The 18595-nt window shown below is 71.0% G+C and carries 15 protein-coding genes and 1 pseudogene; 11 read left to right on the plus strand and 5 right to left on the minus strand.

The window, feature by feature from the left end:
* Positions 1 to 49: 49 nt before the first annotated feature.
* The 3 genes from AC3ETA_RS31170 to rhaI all read right to left on the minus strand — a co-directional run bounded on the left by AC3ETA_RS31170 (position 50) and on the right by rhaI (position 4832).
* Positions 50 to 1498, minus strand: a complete 1449-nt coding sequence (locus tag AC3ETA_RS31170; RefSeq protein WP_432196227.1) for a rhamnulokinase — start codon at positions 1496 to 1498, stop codon at positions 50 to 52.
* A complete protein-coding gene (locus AC3ETA_RS31175) occupies positions 1495 to 3534 on the minus strand; it encodes a bifunctional aldolase/short-chain dehydrogenase (protein ID WP_432196228.1) in 2040 nt (679 codons plus the stop codon). Before AC3ETA_RS31175 ends, AC3ETA_RS31170 begins: the two co-directional genes overlap by 4 nt.
* A 137-nt stretch (positions 3535 to 3671) precedes the next feature.
* Positions 3672 to 4832 carry an L-rhamnose isomerase gene (gene rhaI / locus AC3ETA_RS31180; RefSeq protein WP_432196229.1) on the minus strand — a complete coding sequence of 387 codons (1161 nt, stop codon included), beginning with the start codon at positions 4830 to 4832 and terminating at the stop codon, positions 3672 to 3674.
* A 286-nt stretch (positions 4833 to 5118) separates the two neighbouring features.
* On the opposite strand from rhaI, the gene AC3ETA_RS31185 reads away from it, so the two are divergent.
* The 10 genes and pseudogenes from AC3ETA_RS31185 to AC3ETA_RS31230 all read left to right on the plus strand — a co-directional run bounded on the left by AC3ETA_RS31185 (position 5119) and on the right by AC3ETA_RS31230 (position 15864).
* Positions 5119 to 6636, plus strand: a complete 1518-nt coding sequence (locus AC3ETA_RS31185; RefSeq protein ID WP_432196230.1) for a sugar ABC transporter ATP-binding protein — start codon at positions 5119 to 5121, stop codon at positions 6634 to 6636.
* Entirely contained in the window at positions 6633 to 7673 is a 1041-nt protein-coding gene (locus AC3ETA_RS31190) for an ABC transporter permease (RefSeq protein WP_432196231.1), read from the plus strand. Before AC3ETA_RS31185 ends, AC3ETA_RS31190 begins: the two co-directional genes overlap by 4 nt.
* Complete coding sequence (locus AC3ETA_RS31195) at positions 7666 to 8640, plus strand: ABC transporter permease (protein WP_432196232.1); 975 nt, start codon at positions 7666 to 7668, stop codon at positions 8638 to 8640. The genes AC3ETA_RS31190 and AC3ETA_RS31195 overlap by 8 nt, the downstream gene beginning before the upstream one ends.
* Before the next feature lie 101 nt (positions 8641 to 8741).
* The gene (gene rhaS, locus AC3ETA_RS31200; protein WP_432196233.1) at positions 8742 to 9824 is read left to right on the plus strand and encodes a rhamnose ABC transporter substrate-binding protein; all 1083 of its coding nucleotides are present in this window, start codon (positions 8742 to 8744) and stop codon (positions 9822 to 9824) included.
* A 17-nt stretch (positions 9825 to 9841) separates the two neighbouring features.
* The gene (locus AC3ETA_RS31205) at positions 9842 to 10162 is read left to right on the plus strand and encodes an L-rhamnose mutarotase (RefSeq protein WP_432196234.1); all 321 of its coding nucleotides are present in this window, start codon (positions 9842 to 9844) and stop codon (positions 10160 to 10162) included.
* A 41-nt stretch (positions 10163 to 10203) separates the two neighbouring features.
* The gene (locus AC3ETA_RS31210) at positions 10204 to 11634 is read left to right on the plus strand and encodes a BNR repeat-containing protein (protein ID WP_432196235.1); all 1431 of its coding nucleotides are present in this window, start codon (positions 10204 to 10206) and stop codon (positions 11632 to 11634) included.
* An 84-nt stretch (positions 11635 to 11718) separates the two neighbouring features.
* Positions 11719 to 12744, plus strand: coding sequence for a LacI family DNA-binding transcriptional regulator (locus tag AC3ETA_RS31215; RefSeq protein WP_432196236.1), 1026 nt, complete (start codon positions 11719 to 11721; stop codon positions 12742 to 12744).
* Between the two features lie 101 nt (positions 12745 to 12845).
* Entirely contained in the window at positions 12846 to 14147 is a 1302-nt protein-coding gene (locus AC3ETA_RS31220) for an alpha/beta fold hydrolase (protein ID WP_432196237.1), read from the plus strand.
* A gap of 28 nt (positions 14148 to 14175) precedes the next feature.
* Entirely contained in the window at positions 14176 to 14919 is a 744-nt protein-coding gene (locus tag AC3ETA_RS31225) for a PIG-L deacetylase family protein (protein WP_432196238.1), read from the plus strand.
* Between the two features lie 32 nt (positions 14920 to 14951).
* Positions 14952 to 15864: pseudogene (locus AC3ETA_RS31230) on the plus strand (sigma-70 family RNA polymerase sigma factor).
* A 1-nt stretch (position 15865) separates the two neighbouring features.
* Here AC3ETA_RS31230 and AC3ETA_RS31235 read toward each other — a convergent pair.
* Complete coding sequence (locus AC3ETA_RS31235; protein ID WP_271667375.1) at positions 15866 to 16066, minus strand: DUF5999 family protein; 201 nt, start codon at positions 16064 to 16066, stop codon at positions 15866 to 15868.
* 158 nt (positions 16067 to 16224) lie between these two features.
* Here AC3ETA_RS31235 and AC3ETA_RS31240 point away from each other — a divergent pair, with 158 nt between their 5' ends.
* Positions 16225 to 17055 carry a pentapeptide repeat-containing protein gene (locus tag AC3ETA_RS31240; RefSeq protein WP_432196239.1) on the plus strand — a complete coding sequence of 277 codons (831 nt, stop codon included), beginning with the start codon at positions 16225 to 16227 and terminating at the stop codon, positions 17053 to 17055.
* On the opposite strand, the gene AC3ETA_RS31245 is transcribed toward AC3ETA_RS31240, so the two are convergent.
* Entirely contained in the window at positions 17017 to 18540 is a 1524-nt protein-coding gene (locus tag AC3ETA_RS31245; protein WP_432196240.1) for a cytochrome P450, read from the minus strand. The genes AC3ETA_RS31240 and AC3ETA_RS31245 overlap by 39 nt on opposite strands.
* Positions 18541 to 18595 lie beyond the last annotated feature (55 nt).

Raw genomic sequence — 18595 nt, forward strand, 5'->3', positions numbered from 1 at the left:
ATCGGATGAGTGCAGCGTAATGGGGCAGGGCGGCCGGCGGGAGACCCCGTCACCCGCCGGTGAGCCGGGCTTCCGCCTCCCGCCAGCGCGCCGCGTCCCCGCGCGGCTCGTACCGGGTCAACGGCTGGGTACGGGTGAGCAGGCGGCGCCCGTCGCCGAGGTCGCCGACCAGGCCGTGGGTCCGCGCCTGGACGAGGACGTTCCCGAACACGGCGGCCTCGGCCGGACCGGCCACCACCGGCAGCCCGCAGGCGTCGGCGGTCAGCTGGCACAGCAGGGCGTTGCGGGTGCCGCCGCCGACGACGTGCACGACGTCCACGGGACGGTCGGCGAGCCGCTGCGCCTCGTCGATCGCCCTGCGGTGGGCGAGGGCCAGCGAGTCGAGGATGCACCGCGTGACCTCGGCGGGCGAGTCCGGCACCGGCTGCCCCGAGGTCCGGCACGCCTCGGCGATCCGTTCCGGCATCCGCCCCGGCGCCAGGAACGCCGCGTCACCCGCATCCACGACCGACCGCAGCGCCGGCACCTTGCCCGCCTCCAGCAGCAGCGCGCCCAACTCCGGCTCGCCCCAGGCCCGTAGGCACTCCTGGAGCAGCCACAGCCCCATGATGTTGCGCAGATACCGGACCGTGCCGTCGAGCCCCAGCTCATTGGTGAAGTTGGCCGCGCGGCTCTCCTCGGTGAGCACGGGCGCGTCCAGTTCGAGCCCGGCCAGCGACCAGGTGCCGGTGCAGATGTAGGCGAACCGCTCGCCGTCGGCCGGCACGGCGGCCACCGCGGAGGCGGTGTCGTGCGACCCGACCGCCGTCACCGGCACCGGCCCGGTGAGCCCGGTCTCCTCCAGCACCTCGGCACGCAACAGGCCCGCCGGATCGCCGGGTTGCCTGAGCGGCGCGAACAGGCCCAGGTCGATGCCCAGCCGGGAGGCGATGCCGTACGACCAGTCGCGGGTGCGGGGGTCGATGAGCTGGGTCGTGGAGGCGTTGGTGAGTTCGGTGCCCTGCTCGCCGGAGAGCCAGTACGTCAGGAGGTCGGGGATGAGCAGAAGCCGCTCGGCGTGCGCCAGTTGGGCAAAGTGACGCGCCGCCGTCAACTGGTACAGCGTGTTGAAGGGCGCGTACTGCACCCCGGTCGCGGCGTACAGCTCCTCCGCCCCGACGGCCGCCCACACCTTCTCGGCGACCCCGTCCGTCCTGGGGTCCCGGTAGTGCACGGGATTCCCGAGCAGCGCCCCGTCCGCGTCCAGCAGCCCGTAGTCGACGGCCCAGCTGTCGATGCCGACGGAGTCGACCTGCCCGGCCGCCCGCAGCCCGTCCAGCACTCCGGCGTACAGCCCGAGGACGTCCCAGCGCAGGCCCTCGGGCGTCCGCACGGGCCGGTTCGGGAACCGGTGTGCCTCGGTCAGCTCCAGGCTGTCGGGGCCGACGCGGCCGACCATGACCCGTCCGCTGGACGCGCCGAGGTCGACCGCGGCGTACGACTTCACGCGCGCGCTCATCGCAGGAACGCGGCCGCGACGCCGGCGTCGACCGGGATGTGCAGCCCGGTGGTGTGCGTCAGGTCCCCGCCGGTGAGGGCGAAGACGGCGTTCGCGACATGCTCGGGCAGCACCTCGCGCTTGAGGATGGTCCGCTGGGCGTAGAACTCACCGAGCTTGGCCTCCTCGACCCCGTACACGGCGGCACGCTGGGCACCCCACCCGCCGGCGAAGATCCCCGACCCGCGCACGACACCGTCCGGGTTGACGCCGTTGACGCGGATGCCGTGCTCGCCCAGCTCGGCGGCCAGCAGCCGTACCTGATGGGCCTGGTCGGCCTTGGTGGCGGAGTAGGCGATGTTGTTGGGCCCCGCGAAGACGGCGTTCTTGGAGGCGATGTAGACGATGTCGCCGCCCAGCCCCTGCGCGATCATCACCCGGGCCGCCTCGCGGGAGACGAGGAAGGAACCGCGGGCCATGATGTCGTGCTGGAGGTCCCAGTCCTTGGCGGAGGTCTCCAGCAGCGGCTTGGAGATGGAGATGCCGGCGTTGTTGACCACCAGGTCCACGCCGCCGAAGGCGAGCACGGCCGTCTGGAAGGCGTCGGCGATCTGCTCCTCGGAGGTGACGTCCACGGTCACGGCGACGGCCTGGTCGGGCCCGCCGAGCTCCTCGGCGACGGCGGCGGCGTTGCCGGCGTCGAGATCGGCGACGACCACACACGCGCCCTCGGCGGCCAGCCGACGCGCGATGGCCTTGCCGATCCCGCTGCCCGCGCCGGTCACCAGCGCGACCCGCGTCGCCAGCGGCCTGGGCCTCGGCATCCGCTGAAGCTTGGCCTCTTCCAGGGCCCAGTACTCGATGCGGAACTTCTCGGACTCCTCGATGGGCGCGTAGGCGGAGACGGCCTCGGCGCCCCGCATCACGTTGATGGCGTTGACGTAGAACTCACCGGCCACCCGTGCGGTCTGCTTGTCCTTGCCGAAGGAGAACATGCCGACCCCCGGGACGAGGACGATCGCCGGGTCGGCGCCGCGCATGGCGGGGGAGTCGGGCAGGGCGTGCCGCCGGTAGTAGGCGGCGTACTCCTCGCGGTACTCGGCGTGCAGCTCCTTCAGCCGTGCGACGGCCTCGTCGAGAGGCGCGGTGGGCGGCAGGTCGAGGACGAGCGGGCGCACCTTGGTCCGCAGGAAGTGGTCCGGGCAGGAGGTCCCGAGCGCGGCGAGCCGCGGGTGCTCGGCCCGCGCCAGGAACTCCAGGACGGCCTCGGAGTCGTCGAAGTGCCCGACCTGGGCCCTGTCCTGGGAGGCGAGGGCGCGGACGTACGGCGCGAGGGCGGCGGCCCGCTCACGGCGCTCAGGGATGTCGAGCGCGCCGTACCCATCGATGACGGCCCCGAAGGGCTCGCCCTTGCCGCGCTCCTGCAGGAACTGCTCGGCGGTCCGGATGATGTGCAGCGAGTTGCGCTCGCACTCCTCGGACGTGTCGCCCCAGGCGGTGATCCCGTGCCCGCCGAGCACACACCCGACGGCCCGCGGATTGGCGGCCTTCACGGCGGCGATGTCCAGCCCCAGCTGGAACCCGGGCCGCCGCCACGGCACCCACACCACGGTGTCCCCGAAGCACTCGGCCGTCAGCTTCTCCCCGTCGGCGGCACAGGCCAGCGCGATGCCCGAGTCCGGGTGCAGATGATCGACGTGCGCCGCCTCCACGAGCCCGTGCATGGCGGTGTCGATGGACGGAGCCGCCCCGCCCTTCCCATGCAGGCAGTAGTCGAACGCGGCGACCATCTCGTCCTCGCGCTCGACGCCGGGGTAGACGCCGGCGAGGGCCCGCACACGGTCCAGCCGCAACACGGCCAGCCCCGCCTCGGTGAGCGTCCCGAGGTCACCACCGGACCCCTTCACCCACATCAGCTCGACGTCACCCCCGGTGACGGGGTCGACGTCGGTGCCCTTGGCGGAGGCGTTCCCGCCGGCGTAGTTGGTGTTACGGGGATCGGAGCCGAGCTGCCGGGACCGGGCGAGGAGGGCGGCGGCTTCGGGATGGGTAGCCATGTGTCAGTCCTTGGAAGAAGCAAGAGGGAAAGGGAAGGGAGGATCAGGCGCGCAGCGCCGATCCTCAGGGGCGCGGGGAACTGCGCGACCAGCCACATCCGGCCCGCGGCCCACAGACGACAGAACGCGGCAGCCGCTTACGCCCCCCACCCGGCCTGCTGCCCACCGACCCGCTCGGCCACGATCTTCTCGGCCCACCCGGACCCCCGATACGCAGCGATCGGGTCCGCGTCCAACCCCATCTCGCCCCGCACCTCACGCAGCAACGGCCGCACATCGGTGTTGTACGCATCCATCAGCACGGCATTGGCCTCGAGCACATCCCCGCCGGCCTGCGCCGCAGCCAAGGCGGACCCATCGACCAGCAATGCCTTCGCCGTGGCCTCCTGCACATTCATCACCGACCGGATGATCGCCGGAATCTTCGCCTCGATGTTGTGGCACTGGTCGAGCATGAAGGCCACGTCCGATGTGAACCCACCCCCGCGTACGACCTCGTACATGATCCGGAACAGCTGGAACGGATCGGCCGCCCCCACCATCAGGTCGTCGTCCGCATAGAACCGCGAGTTGAAGTCGAACCCCCCGAGCTTCCCCTCCCGCAGCAGCGTCGCGACGATGAACTCGATGTTGGTGCCGGGCGCGTGATGCCCGGTGTCGACGACGACCTGCGCCTTCGGCCCGAGCTTCAGGCAGTGCGCGTACGCCGTCCCCCAGTCCGGCACGTCCGTCGTGTAGAAGGCCGGCTCGAAGAACTTGTACTCCAGCAGCATCCGCTGCCCGTCACCGAGCCGCTCGTACACCTCGGCCAGCCCCTCGGCCAGCCGGTCCTGACGTCCCCGGATGTCGTCCTGCCCGGGATAGTTCGTGCCGTCCGCGAACCACAGCTTCAGATCCCGTGAGCCCGTCGCGTCCATGATGTCGACGCACTCCAGCAGATGACCGACGGCCTTGCGCCGCACCGCCGCGTCCGGATGGCAGACGCTGCCCAGCTTGTAGTCGTCGTCCTGGAAGGTGTTGGAGTTGATCGCGCCCAGCCGCACCCCGCGCTCCTCGGCGTGCTTGGCCAGCGCCGCGTAGTCGTCGACCCTGTCCCAGGGGATGTGCAGTGCGACGGTCGGCGCCACGCCGGTGAACTCGTGCACCTTCGCGGCGTCGTCCAGCTTCTCCCGTGGTGTCCGGGGCACACCCTGCTGGGCGAACACCTTGAACCGCGTCCCCGAGTTCCCGTACGCCCACGACGGCGTTTCGACGGCCTGGGTCTTGAGTGCGGCCTTCACCGCGGCGAGCTCGGTCACTTCAGGGCTCCTGTGACGTCGGGACGGAAGCGTCGGACGGGGGGCATCTGAAACGCTTCACTGTGAAACGATTCAAGACGGGAACGTATGGGCCCTCCGAAGGGGTGTCAAGCCCCGTGGCCAAGGCTGTTTCTTGTGACTCGGCCGTGACCTAACCTCATCGAAACTTTTTCGACACGGACCCATTGACGGGACATGCGCTCCGTGTCTAACGTCCCGGCAACCAAGTTGAAACCTTTCACGACGCCGGGAGGCCCGTCCCGCCGGCGTCGTCGAGGAGCCCCTCATGACCCACCCGTCCACCACGGGTCCGGCCCCGGTTCTGGCGCTCAGGGACGTCTCCAAGTCCTTCGGCGCGGTCCGTGCCCTGCGGGACGTCTCCCTGGAGCTGTTCCCCGGAGAGGTGCACGCCCTCGCCGGGGAGAACGGCGCGGGCAAGTCGACCCTGATCAAGACGCTCGCCGGCGTGCACCGGCCCGACGCCGGCCAGGTGCTGCTCGACGGCGCGCCCGTCGTCTTCCACGGCCCCGGCGACGCCCGCGACGCCGGCATCGCCGTGATCTACCAGGAGCCGACCCTCTTCCCCGACCTCTCGATCGCCGAGAACATCTTCATGGGCCGCCAACCGCGACGCGCCCTCGGCCGTATCGACCACAAGGCCACGCACACCGCGACCCTGGCCCTGATGCGGCGCCTCGGCGTCGAACTCGACCCCGACCGGCCCGCGCGCGGCCTGTCCATCGCCGACCAGCAGATCGTCGAGATCGCCAAGGCGCTCTCCTTCGACGCCCGTGTCCTGATCATGGACGAGCCAACCGCCGCCCTCACCGGCAGCGAGGTCGCCCGCCTCTTCGGAGTGGTGCGCACCCTGCGCGAACAGGGCGCCGCCGTCCTGTTCATCTCCCACCGGCTGGAGGAGATCTTCCAGATCTGCCGGCAGGTGACGACCCTGCGCGACGGTGCGTGGATCGCCAGCGAGCCGGTGGAGGGCATGACCGAGGACGACCTCGTGCGCCGGATGGTCGGCCGCGACCTCGACGAGCTGTATCCCAAGCAGGACGTGAAACCGGGCGAGATCGCCCTGAGCGTGCGCCGGCTGACCCGGGAGGGCGTCTTCACCGACGTCTCCTTCGACGTGCGGCGCGGCGAGATCGTCGGCCTCGCAGGACTCGTCGGCGCGGGCCGTACCGAAGTCGCGCGGGCCGTGTTCGGCATCGACCGCTGGGACGCCGGCGAGGTGTCCGTCGGCGGCAGGGCCCTCACCAACGGCGCCCCCTCCACCGCCATGGCCTCGGGCCTCGCCCTGGTCCCCGAGGACCGGCGCGCCCAGGGTCTGGTGATGGACATGTCCATCGAGCGCAACATCGGCCTCACCGGACTGCGTACGACCGTCCGTGCGGGGCTGATGGACCGCGGCGCCGAACGCAGCCGTGCCCTCGACTGGGCCGTCAAGCTCCAGGTCAAGTACGCGCGGATCGCCGACACGGTCAACACCCTGTCCGGCGGCAACCAGCAGAAGGTCGTCCTCGCCAAGTGGCTCGCCACCGGCCCCAAGGTGCTCATCGTCGACGAGCCCACCCGGGGCATCGACGTCGGCACCAAGGCCGAAGTGCACCGGCTGCTCAGCGAGCTGGCCGCCGACGGGGTGGCCGTCCTGATGATCTCCTCCGACCTGCCCGAGATCCTCGGCATGGCCGACCGCGTGCTCGTGATGCACGAGGGCCGGCTGACCGCCGAGATCCCGCGCTCCGAAGCAACCGAGGAAACCGTGATGGCCGCAGCCACCGGGAGGGCCGCCGCATGACGGTCACCACTCCCCAAGAGGCTCCCGTGACCGACGTGGCGGGGTCCAGCGGCACCCGCCTGGTCGACCGCGTCTTCAAGATGCGCGAACTCGCCATCCTGGCCGTCTTCGTGGTGATGATCGTCGTCACCCAGCTGGGCAACAGCGAGTTCCTCACCGAGCAGGGCATCAAGGACCTGCTGCTGAACGCGACGATCCTCGTCCTGGTCGCCACCGGCCAGTCCCTGGTGGTGATCACACGGAACGTCGACCTGTCGGTCGGCTCCACGCTCGGCATCAGCGCCTTCGCCGCCGGTACGTTCCTCCAGGGCGGCGGGAACCCGGTCCCGGCCGTGCTCCTGGCGGTCCTGACGGGCATCGGCTTCGGCCTGCTGAACGGCCTGCTCGTCAGTCTCGGCCAGGTCCCCGCGCTCGTGGTCACCCTCGGCACCCTCTACATCATCCGAGGCATCGACTCCATCTGGGTCGGCTCCCGGCAGATCACCGCGGCCGATCTCCCCGACGGCTTCGTCGACTTCGGCTCCGGCGGCATCTCCGCCGTGCCGTGGCTGGCACTCATCGCGTCCGTCGTCCTCGTGGTCACCGCCTACTACCTCAAGCACTACGGCAGCGGCCGCGAGCTGTACGCCCTCGGCTCCAACCCGGAGGCCGCCCGCCTCGCCGGCATCCCGGTGCGCAAGCGGATCCTCGCCGCGTACACCTTCTGCGGCGGGCTCGCCGGACTCGCGGGCGCGCTGTACCTGGCCCGGTTCGGCAACGTCGACTCCGGCACCGGCACCGGCTACGAACTCACCGTCGTCAGCGCGGTCGTGGTCGGCGGCGTCGTCTTCACCGGCGGCTCCGGCAGCGTCTACGGCGCGGCCCTCGGCGCGCTGCTGCTGACCTCCGTCAACAGCGTGCTGCCCGCCCTCGGCGTCAGCTCCGTCTGGGTGCTCGCCATCAACGGCATCCTGCTCATCCTCGCCATCGCGGTCGACCGGATCGTCGCCCTGCGGGTGGCCACCGCCCTGAAGAAGAGGAACGCCCGCCATGGCTGACTTCTCGCTCGCGCGCGCCGTTCGCTGGGACACGGTGGTCGGCGCTCTCCTGATCGTCGTGCTCCTGCTGTCCTTCGGGACGGTCGACGGGTTCGGGAACGCGCTCAACCTGTCGTTCCTGATCGGCAACACCCTTCCGATCGCATTGATCGCCCTGCCCATGACGCTCCTGGTCGTCTCGGGCGAGATCGATCTTTCGGTCGCCTCCACCGCCGGCCTCTCGGGCGCGGTCATGGGCGCGCTGTGGAACCAGGGCATGACGATCGAGACGATCATTCCGATCTGTCTGCTGCTCGGTGTGGTGTGCGGTCTGATCAACGGGCTGCTGGTGACCAGACTGGGGCTGCCGTCCCTCGCCGTCACCATCGGCACGCTCGCCGCGTATCGCGGTATCGCGCAGATCGTGCTCGGGTCCGACGCGGTGACCGACTTCCCGACGCAGTATCTGGACTTCGCCGCCGGGCGGATCGGCGACACGTTCATTCCGTACGCGCTTCTTCCCTTCCTCGTCCTGCTCGCCATCGCGGTGGTCGCGCTGCACGCCACGCCGTTCGGACGGTCGCTGTTCGCGATCGGGGCGAGCGAGGAGGCGGCGCGGTTCGCCGGGATCCGGGTCAAGCGGCAGAAGCTGATCCTGTTCACGGTGACGGGGCTGATGGCATCGCTGACCGGGATCTTCTGGGCGCTGCACTACGCGAGCGCCCGCTACGACAACGCCACCGGTCTTGAACTCTCCGTCGTCGCCGCGGTGTTGCTCGGGGGCATCGACTTCGACGGGGGCAAGGGCACGTTGGGCGGTGCCGTCGCCGGGGTGTTTCTGCTGGGGGCGCTGCAGAACGTGATGAGCCTTCAGGACGTTTCGGCGCAGTCGCAGATCGTGGTCACGGGTGTCCTGCTCGTGCTTTCCGTCCTCGGGCCGCGGGTGGCTCGGCAAATCGCCGTCGCGCGGGCTCAGCCATCCGGCTGAAGGCCGTAAGCGGTTGATCGCGCCCACGCGGCGGAGCCGCACATCGAATACGGCCCCGTGCCCCCAACAGCATCCACTCACCTCTGTCAGAAGGAACCGTCATGCGTAAGTCATCCCTGCGGCGTGTCTGTGTGACCCTCGCCGCCGTCACCTCCCTCGCTCTCGCGGCCACCGCCTGCGGCGGTACCACCAAGGAGGACGTCAAGGACGAAGGGGCCTCCGCGGCCACCGCCGGCAAGGCCGATCCGAACGCCGAGCTGAAGAAGGGGCTGACCGTCGGCTTCCTGCCCAAGCAGGTCAACAACCCCTACTTCACCTCCGCCGACAAGGGCGGCGAGGCGGCCCTGCAGGAGCTGGGGTCCAGCTACAAGGAGGTCGGGCCGAGCAGCGCCACCGACACCGCCGGGCAGGTGAGTTACGTCAACACGCTCACCCAGCAGCAGGTCGACGCGATGGCCGTGTCCGCGCAGGACCCGGGCGCGCTGTGCACCGCGCTCAAGCAGGCCATGAAGAACGGCATCAAGGTCGTCACCTACGACTCCGACACCACCGCAGGCTGCCGCAACGCCTTCGTCTCGCAGGCCTCCGCCGAGGACCTGGGCCGCACCGAGGTGCAGCTGCTCGCCGAGCAGCTTGACTACAAGGGCGAGATCGCGATCCTGTCCGCCGCGCAGACCGCGACGAACCAGAACACCTGGATCGACTTCATGAAGGACGAGCTCAAGGACCCCAAGTACAAGGACATGAAGCTCGTCAAGGTCGCCTACGGTGACGACGACGCCCAGAAGTCCTTCCAGCAGACCCAGGGCCTGCTCCAGGAGTACCCGAACCTGAAGGGGATCATCTCCCCGACCACGGTCGGCATCAAGGCCGCCGCCCAGTACCTGTCGGGCTCCAAGTACAAGGGCAAGGTCAAGCTGACCGGCCTCGGCACCCCCAACGACATGCGCAAGTACGTCAAGAACGGCACCGTCGAGGCGTTCGAGCTGTGGGACCCGGCGAAGCTCGGCGAGCTCGCCGCCCGCACCGCCGTGGCCCTGGTCTCCGGGCAGATCACCGGCAAGGAGGGCGAGACGTTCAAGGCCGGTGACATGGGCGACTACACCATCGGCAAGGACGGTGTGATCAGCCTCGGCAAGCCGACCGTCTTCGACGCCGAGAACATCGACCAGTTCAACTTCTGACATCCGGAGGGTTGTTGATGCAGCGTGTGTGCTTCCTGCTGAAGGTCAGGGCGGACCGCCTGGAGGAGTACCGCGAGCGGCACGCGGCCGTGTGGCCCGAGATGCTGCAAGCGCTCTCGGCCACCGGCTGGCGGAACTACTCGCTCTTCCTGCGTGACGACGGCCTGCTCGTCGGCTACCTGGAGACCGAGGACTTCGCCGCCGCCGTGGCCGGCATGGAAGCCACCGACGTCAACGCCCGCTGGCAGGCGGACATGGCGCCGTTCTTCGAGTCACTGGACGGCGCCCGGCCCGACGAGGCCATGAAGCCGCTCACCGAGGTGTTCCACCTCGCCTGACCCACCCCTCCCCGCTCCTCGCCGACAACGGAGTCCCCGAGATGAACAGACGCACCCTGCTGGGCGCCGCACTCGCCGGAGCCGTCGTGCCCCCCGCCCTCGCCTCCGGCACCGCCCGCGCCGCCGACCCCGGCCCGTCCCTCACCCTGACGGGCACCACCACCCTCGACACCCAGGCCATCTACTTCGTGTCCTACGACGGCCTGGTCAACAACAACGCCTTCCAGAAGAACGGCCTGCTGACCTACAAGGGCCACCAGTACGCCGCCTGGTACACCGCCGACCGAGGCGCCGTCATCGGCCGCCGCGCACTCGGTTCCCCCACCTGGTCCACCCTCAAGGCCGGCCACGCGCTCCGCTACAACGACTCCCACAACGTGATCTCCATGGGGATCTCGAAGGCCGACGGGCGCCTCCACCTCAACATGGACTCGCACAGCGACGGCTTCACCTACGTCAAGTCGGTCGCCGGACTGGTCGACAACCCGGCCGGCCTGAGCTGGACCGCGAGCCGCTTCGGCGCGCCCCAGTCGACACTCGACGGCCTCGCCCTCACCTCGCAGTTCACCTACCCGCAGTTCGTCTCCACCCCCGAGGGCCGACTGCAGCTCAGCTACCGCGTCGCCGTCTCCGGCAACGGCCGCAACGCCCTCGCCGAGTACGACGGTTCGGCCTGGACCGATCTGGGGGAGTGGAGCAGCTCCACCGGCACCTACAGCAGCGAGCACGGGTCCTCCACCGCCCGCAACATGTACCTGCACGGCATCGACTACGACCGAGCCGGACGCCTGCACTCCTTCTTCACCTGGCGCGAGCAGAACGGCGCCGTGATGTGCAGCAGCGGCGGCATCACCAACCACGACACCGGCTACGTCTACTCCGACGACCGCGGCCGCACCTGGCGCAACAACGCGGGCACCGTCGTCGGCACCACCGGCGGCTCCGACAAGGTCGCCGTCACCGACGGCGGACTGGTGATCGACCCGCTCAACCCGGACCACTCCCTGATGAACCAGGAGAGCCAGTTCACCGACTCCGCCGGCCTGCCGCACGCGATCATCAGCTACGTCCCCGGCCGGTTCGGGCAGTGCACCACGAACTACGTCGCCGACCGCACCGCCCACGGCCGCGCGTTCCACGTCCGCAAGAACGCCTCGGGCACCTGGCGGAAGACCGAGATCCCGGTCCCTCTGAACTCCAGCCAGCGCACCAAGCTGATCCTGGACAAGTACGACAACGCGTACGCGATCTTCCCGTTCTGCCGCATCGCCGGAGCCTCCAAGGCCTCCGGGTACACGGACTGGGCGATCCTGTACGACGGCGTCGGCGCCGGCCTGAACGCCTTCGGAGAGGTCGTCGTCGACGAGACCCGCGTCGCGCAGGACCACTTCCTGTCGATCATGTACCAGGAGAAGTCCAGCGGTACGACGCCCTCGGCGCTGCGCAACCTCAACTTCCGCCTGCCTGCCTGATCGCAGCCGTTGTGGGCGGCATGACGGTAATGTTCCTTCGCGCCGCTCCCACGCACCACAAGTCTTTCTGGAGGTCCCTGCCCGATGGCCCAGTCGGTGGGTATCAAGGACGTCGCCCGCGCCGCCGGAGTCTCCGTCGGCACGGTCTCGAACGTCATCAACCGTCCGGACTCGGTCGCGACCGAGACCCGGGCGCGAGTGCAGTCCGCGATAGACCGGCTGGGCTACGTCCGCAGCGAGTCCGCGCGTCAGCTGCGCGCGGGCCGCAGCCGGATCATGGGCCTGCTCGTCCTCGACATGGGCAACCCCTTCTTCGTCGACGTGGCGCGCGGCGCCGAGCGCACCGCACGGGACGCCGGGCTCGGCGTGATGGTCTGCAACAGCGCGCAGAGCGCGAGCGAGGAGGCCGACTACCTGTCGCTCTTCGCCGAGCAGCGGGTGCGGGGCGTGCTGCTCACCCCGGCGGACGCCACCGGCCGCAACATCGAGACCTTCCGCCGGCACGACATCCCCTTCGTCCTGGTCGACCGGGTCGCCGAGGGCACCACCGAGTGTTCGGTCTCCGTCGACGACGTCGCGGGCGGTGCCCTCGCCGTACGCCACCTCGTCGACGCCGGGCACCGCTCCATCGCCTACGTCAGCGGCCCGCCCGGCCTCAACCAGGTCCGCGACCGCCGTACCGGCGCCCTGAACGCGCTCAAGGAGGCCGGCCTCGGCCCGGAGAACCTGCGCGAGCTGCCCACCGAGCGGCTCGACGTCGCCGCCGGCCGCGATGCCGGCGCCCGCCTGCTCGGCCTCGCCGAGCGCCCCACCGCCGTCTTCTGCGCCAACGACCTGCTCGCCCTCGGTGTGCTCCAGGCCATGTACGCGGCGGGCGTCGGAGTCCCCGACGACCTGGCCATCGTCGGCTACGACGACATCGAGTTCGCGGCCGCCGCGGCCGTCCCGCTGACCTCGGTGCGGCAGCCCGCGGTCACCATGGGCACCCTCGCGGCGGAGATGCTGCTGGAGGAGACGGAGGCGGAGACCGGCGCGAAGAAGCACGAACACCGGCGGGTCGTCCTCCAGCCGGAGCTGGTGGTCCGGCGGTCCAGTCTCCCGGCCCGCTGATCGGCCGTTCAGTACGATTTCATGATCCCGGGGCTCGGTCCGCGCAGGAACATGTGCTGAACTGGGACGCGGCCCGAAAACCCTCCGTCCCGGGAGCACCGTTGACCGTCAGTTACCGCCAGCCCGGCGTCGTCCTCACCGACCGCCGTTTCACCGTGCCCCTCGACCACGCCGACCCGGCGGGAGAGACGATCGAGCTCTACGCCCGTGAGGTCGTCGCCGGCGACAAGGCGCACCAGGAACAGCCGTGGCTGGTCTACCTCCAGGGCGGCCCCGGCTTCGGGGCGAACCGTTTCGTCGGCAAGGGGGCCTGGCTCGGCCGGGCGCTGAAGGAGTTCCGCGTCCTGCTGCTGGACCAGCGCGGCACCGGCCACTCCACGCCCGCCAACCGCCAGACGCTCCCGCTGCGCGGCGGCCCCGCCGAACAGGCCGACTACCTCACGCACTTCCGCGCCGACTCGATCGTCCGCGACTGCGAGCTGATCCGCCGGGAGGTGACCGGCGGCGCCCCCTGGACCGTCCTCGGCCAGAGCTTCGGCGGTTTCTGCACGCTCAACTACCTGTCCACCGCCCCCGAGGGCCTGACCGCCGCCGTGATCACCGGCGGCCTGCCCTCCCTGGACGCGCACGCCGACGACGTCTACCGCGCGGCTTTCCCGCGCATCGAGCGCAAGGTCGCCGCGCACTACGCCCGCTACCCCCAGGACGTCGAGCGCGCCCGCCGGATCGCCGACCACCTCCTGGCGAACGACGTGGTCCTGCCGAACGGCTACCGCTTCACCGCCGAGGCCTTCCAGTCCCTCGGCATCCTGCTCGGCGGCGGCGAAGGCAGCCACCGTCTGCACTACCTGCTGGAGCATGCCTTCGTCCGTACCCCGCAGGGCACCGCCCTCTCGGACGCCTTCCAGGAAGAGGCGCAGAACCTGCTGTCCTACGCGGGCCACCCGCTGTACGCCCTCGTCCACGAGGCGATCTACGGCCAGGACGACCGGCCCACCGACTGGTCCGCGGAGCGGGTGCGCGCCGAGTTCCCGCAGTTCGACGCGGCCAAGACGCTCGCCGGGGACGGCCCGCTGCTGTTCACCGGCGAGTCGATCCACCCCTGGATGTTCGACTGCGACCCGGCGCTGCGCCCGCTGCGCGAGACCGCCGAACTCCTCGCCGCCCGCACCGACTGGACGCCCCTGTACGACTCCGCGCGTCTGGCCGCCAACGAGGTGCCGGTCGCGGCGGCCGTCTACCACGACGACATGTACGTCGACACCGCTCACTCGCTGGCCACCGCCCGTGCCGTGCGGGGCCTGCGGACCTGGGTCACCGACGAGTTCGAGCACGACGGCGTCAGGGCCGGCGGCCCCCGCGTCCTGGACCGGCTGCTCGCGCTCACCCGTGACGAAGCGTGATGTCACCGTGACGCGTTAGGGTGCGGGCATGACCGGGCCGACGATCACTCAGCTCCGAGCGATGCCCGACGACTGGCAGCGCGCGCTCGCCGTCGTCGCGCACCCGGACGACCTCGAGTACGGCTGCTCGGCGGCGATCGCCACCTGGACCGACGCGGGCCGTGAGGTCGCCTATGTCCTGGCGACCCGCGGCGAGGCCGGCATCGACACCCTGGAACCCGAGAAGTGCGCCCCGCTGCGGGAGCGCGAGCAGCGGGCCAGTGCGGCCCGCGTCGGTGTGACGGCGGTGGAGTTCCTCGACCACGAGGACGGCGTGATCGAGTACGGCACCGCCCTGCGCCGCGACATCTCCGCCGCGATCCGCCGGCACCGGCCCGAGCTGGTGATCACGCTCAACCACCGGGACACCTGGGGCGGCGTCGCCTGGAACACGCCGGACCATGTGGCCGTCGGCCGTGCCACGCTGGACGCGGCCGGGGACGCGGGCAACCGCTGGATCTTCCCGGAACTGATCGAGCAGGGCCTTCAGCCGTGGAGCGGCGTCCGCTGGGTCGCGGTGGCCGGCTCCAGCACCCCCACCCACGCCGTGGACGTGACTGGGGGACTGGAGCGGGCGGTGCACTCCCTGCTCGAACACCGCACCTACATCGAGGTGTTGACCGACGAGGACCCCGAGACGTACGTCCGTGGCTTCCTCACCGGGAACGCCCGGACGACGGGGGAGCGGTTCGGCGGCAGGCCGGCCGTCGCGTTCGAGCTGTTCGGCCGGTAGTTCCGGCCGGCGACGCGGGAGACGGGGGCACGGTGAACGACACGAACGGCACGCACGACACCGAGGTGCCGGCGGTCCGCTTCGAGGAGCACCGCGGCCGGCTCAAGGCGGTCGCCTACCGCATGCTCGGCTCGCTCGCCGAGGCGGAGGACGCCGTCCAGGAGGCATGGCTGAAGCTGAGCCGCACGGACGCGGACGCCATCGACAACCTCGGCGGCCGGCTGACCACGGTGGTCGGCCGGGTCTGCCTGGACCTGCTCCGCGCCCGTACGCGACGCCACGAAGAGCCCCTGGAGGACACCTTCGTACCGGACCCGGTGATCCGTCCCCTGACGCAGATCGACCCGGAACAGGAGGTGCTCCAGGCCGACTCGGTGGGGCTCGCCCTGCTCGTCGTGCTGGAGACGCTGGAGCCGGCCGAGCGGATCGCGTTCGTGCTGCACGACACGTTCGCGGTGCCGTTCGACGACATCGCCCCGATCGTGGAGCGGTCCTCGGCCGCCACCCGGCAGCTCGCGAGCCGTGCCCGGCGCCGGGTGAAGGGGCGCCACCCCGTCGAGCGAGCCCGACCTCGGGCGGCAGCGGCAGGTTCTCGACGCCTTCATGACCGCCGCCCGCGCGGGCGACTTCGAGGCACTGCTGACGGTTCTCGACCCCGAGGTGGTGCTGCGCGCGGACTCCGGACCGCTGGTGCGGGGCGCGGCGGCGTCCAAGCTGGTGCGCGGTGCGAAGCCGGTCGCCGAACAGGCGCTGCTGTTCGCGCGGCTCGCACGGTACGCGCAGTTGGTGCTGGTCAACGGGGAGATCGGGGTGCTGCACGCGCCGGCGGGACAGCCGCAGTCGGTCATGGGCGTCACCGTCGCCGACGGCCGGATCGCGCACATGTACATCCTCGCGGACCCCGAGCGGCTCGGCGGGCTCGGCCTGGCGGACCTCGGCGGCTGAGTCAGGCCGCCACGGCCAGCGTGCCGACCGTGCGGCGCGGGCCGACCACCCGCCCGTCGGGCAGGAGTTCACCGGTGTCGTCGAAGACGATGGTGCCGTTGCACAGCAGGCTCCAGCCCTGTTCGGGATGGGCCGAGACGATCACGGCGGCGTGCGGGTCGGGGCTGTCGGCGGTGGGGCACGGGGGCTGGTGGCTGCACATGACCTCTCCTCGGAATCCTCGATGCGGTGCTGCTCCTGCTTTCGTCGGCTCCAGTACCAGTGGTAGCCGAACTTGTTTTCCGCTGTATGAGAGGACCCCCACATCGCCGGAAACGCATCGGTGAGTTTCCGTGCCGGGCCGGACATTAGGCTGGAGACATGCAAGATCACCCCGGCGATCTCGTCGACCTGCGCGGAGACTGCGCGAACTGCTTCGGGCTGTGCTGTGTGGCGCTGCCCTTCACCGCCTCGGCGGACTTCGCGCTCGACAAGGACGCCGGTACGCCCTGCCGGAACCTCCGGGACGACCACCGCTGCGGCATCCACGCCCGGCTCCGGCAGAGCGGCTTCACCGGTTGCATGGTCTACGACTGCTTCGGCGCCGGGCAGAAGGTCTCGCAGGTCACGTTCGCCGGGAAGGACTGGCGCGCGGCCTCCCGCGAGCACGCCCGCCGGATGTTCGACGTCTTCCCGGTCGTCCGCCAGCTGCACGAGCTGCTCTGGTACCTGACCGAGGCACTCACCCTGCCCCCCGCTCGTCCCGTCCACGGCGAACTGCGCGAACTCCGGGACGAGACGGACGCTCTCACCCGCCGGACCGCGGAGGAACTCGCCTCACTGGACGTGGCCGCGCACCGGCAGAAGGTCAACGTCCTGCTGCTGAGGACCAGCGAGCTGGTGCGGGCGGGAGTGCGGGGCCGCAAGAGGGATCGCCGGGGCGCGGACCTGATGGGCGCCCGCCTCAGGGGCGCGGATCTGCGGGGCGCGAACCTGCGCGGTGCCTATCTCATCGCGGCCGACCTGACCGGCGCCGATCTGCGCGGGGCGGACCTCATCGGTGCCGACCTGCGCGACACCGACCTCACGGACGCCGATCTGACCGGCGCCTTCTTCCTGACCCAGCCCCAGCTCAACGCGGCCCGGGGCAGCGCGGGCACCCGGCTGCCCGCCTCAGTCGCCCGTCCCGCGCGCTGGACAGCCGAGCGCTGACGGAGCCTCCTCCGCGGCCGGGGGCGACACGGCCGGGCCCGGCACGGACACGGCCGCCCGCCGCTCCAGGTTCAGCCGCAGCCCCTCCGGCATCAGCGTCAGCCGTTCCGTCACCCGCAGCCGGTACGCCGGGTCGCTCCTGAACTCGTAGCGGCGCAGCAGCAGCCCCAGCACCAGCGTGGCCTCGTGCAGCGCGAACTGGCGCCCGATGCACGCCCGCGCACCCGTCCCGAACGGCTTGAAGGTGTGCGGCGCCCGCGTCCGTACGGCCTTCGGGTCGAAGCGGTCCGGGTCGAACCGCTCGGCGTCCGCGCCCCAGACCTCCGGATCGCGATGCAGCATCGCCGTGAGCACCAGTGCCCAGGCGCCCCGCCGCATCGGATGCACCCCGCCGAGCACGGTGTCCTCGCGGGCCTCCCGGGCGAAGGCGGGCGCCGTCGGCCACAGCCGCAGCGCCTCGTCCAGCACCCGGCGCACATAACGCAGCCGCGCCACCTGGTCGTAGCCGGGCGTCGCCGTCGGGCCCCAGACGCGGTCGACCTCGGCCCGGGCGCGGGCGGCGACGTCCGGGTGGCGGGAGAGGTAGTGCAGGGCGAAGGAGAGCGCGCCCGAAGTGGTCTCGTGGCCGGCCACCAGGAAGGTGATCACCTGCCGGCGGACGTTCTCCGCGGACAGCCGCACGCCGGTCTCCGGGTGCGAGGTCCCGAGCATGCGGTCGAGCAGGTCACCGTCCCCGGGACCGTCGGCGATCCGGGCGCGGACCAGGTCGTCGACGGTGTCGTTGAGGTGGGCGATGTCGGCCTCGTTGCGGCGCGCGGCCCGCCGCAGCAGGAACGGCCACGGCACGGTGTTGAGCCGCTGGGCATAGCCGAGCGTGCCGACCATCGCCGTCACGAAGGGGTGCGGGCGCGAGCGTTCGAAGGAGCCGAAGTCGTGCCCGAATCCGGTGCGGGCGATGGTCTCCAGGGTCAGCTTGGTCATGTCGCCGGGCACGTCCACCGACCGGCCCGCGGTGAGCGCGCGGTCCCAGTGGTCCATGAGCCGGTCGGCGACGGCCAGCATCATCGGGTGGTAGCCGGCCATGGCCTCCCGGCTGAACCCGGGTGCCAGGACGTCGTGCGCCAACTGCCAGTTCGGCTCGTGGTTGTACGCCGTGAACAGGCCGTCCCCGGCGACCGGACGGAGGTTGGCGACCCCGAGCCCGACATGCTTGGCGAAGCGCGCCTCGTCCGCCATGTCGGCCGCGAGCTCCGCGCCCCACACGAAGACGAACTCCCGGTCGAACGCCCGGCGCCGGAAGATCGGCCCCAGCTCGCGCGCGAAGCGCAGGGAGTCCTGGAGCGGCGTGCGCCTGCTCGCGCCCAGTACGTCGCCGAGCAGCGGGAGCCGGTGCGGCGGACGGGGTATGCGGAACAGCTCCGGCCAGCCCTGCTCGGCGCTGCGGAACCCCTTCGGAAGTCCGGTCCCGGTCGTCGTCTCCGCCATGACGCGATCTCCCTTGATCCGGCGACACCTTGCGACGGGCGCTCGTTGTACGTGG

The organism is Streptomyces sp. bgisy027, assembly GCF_057710365.1.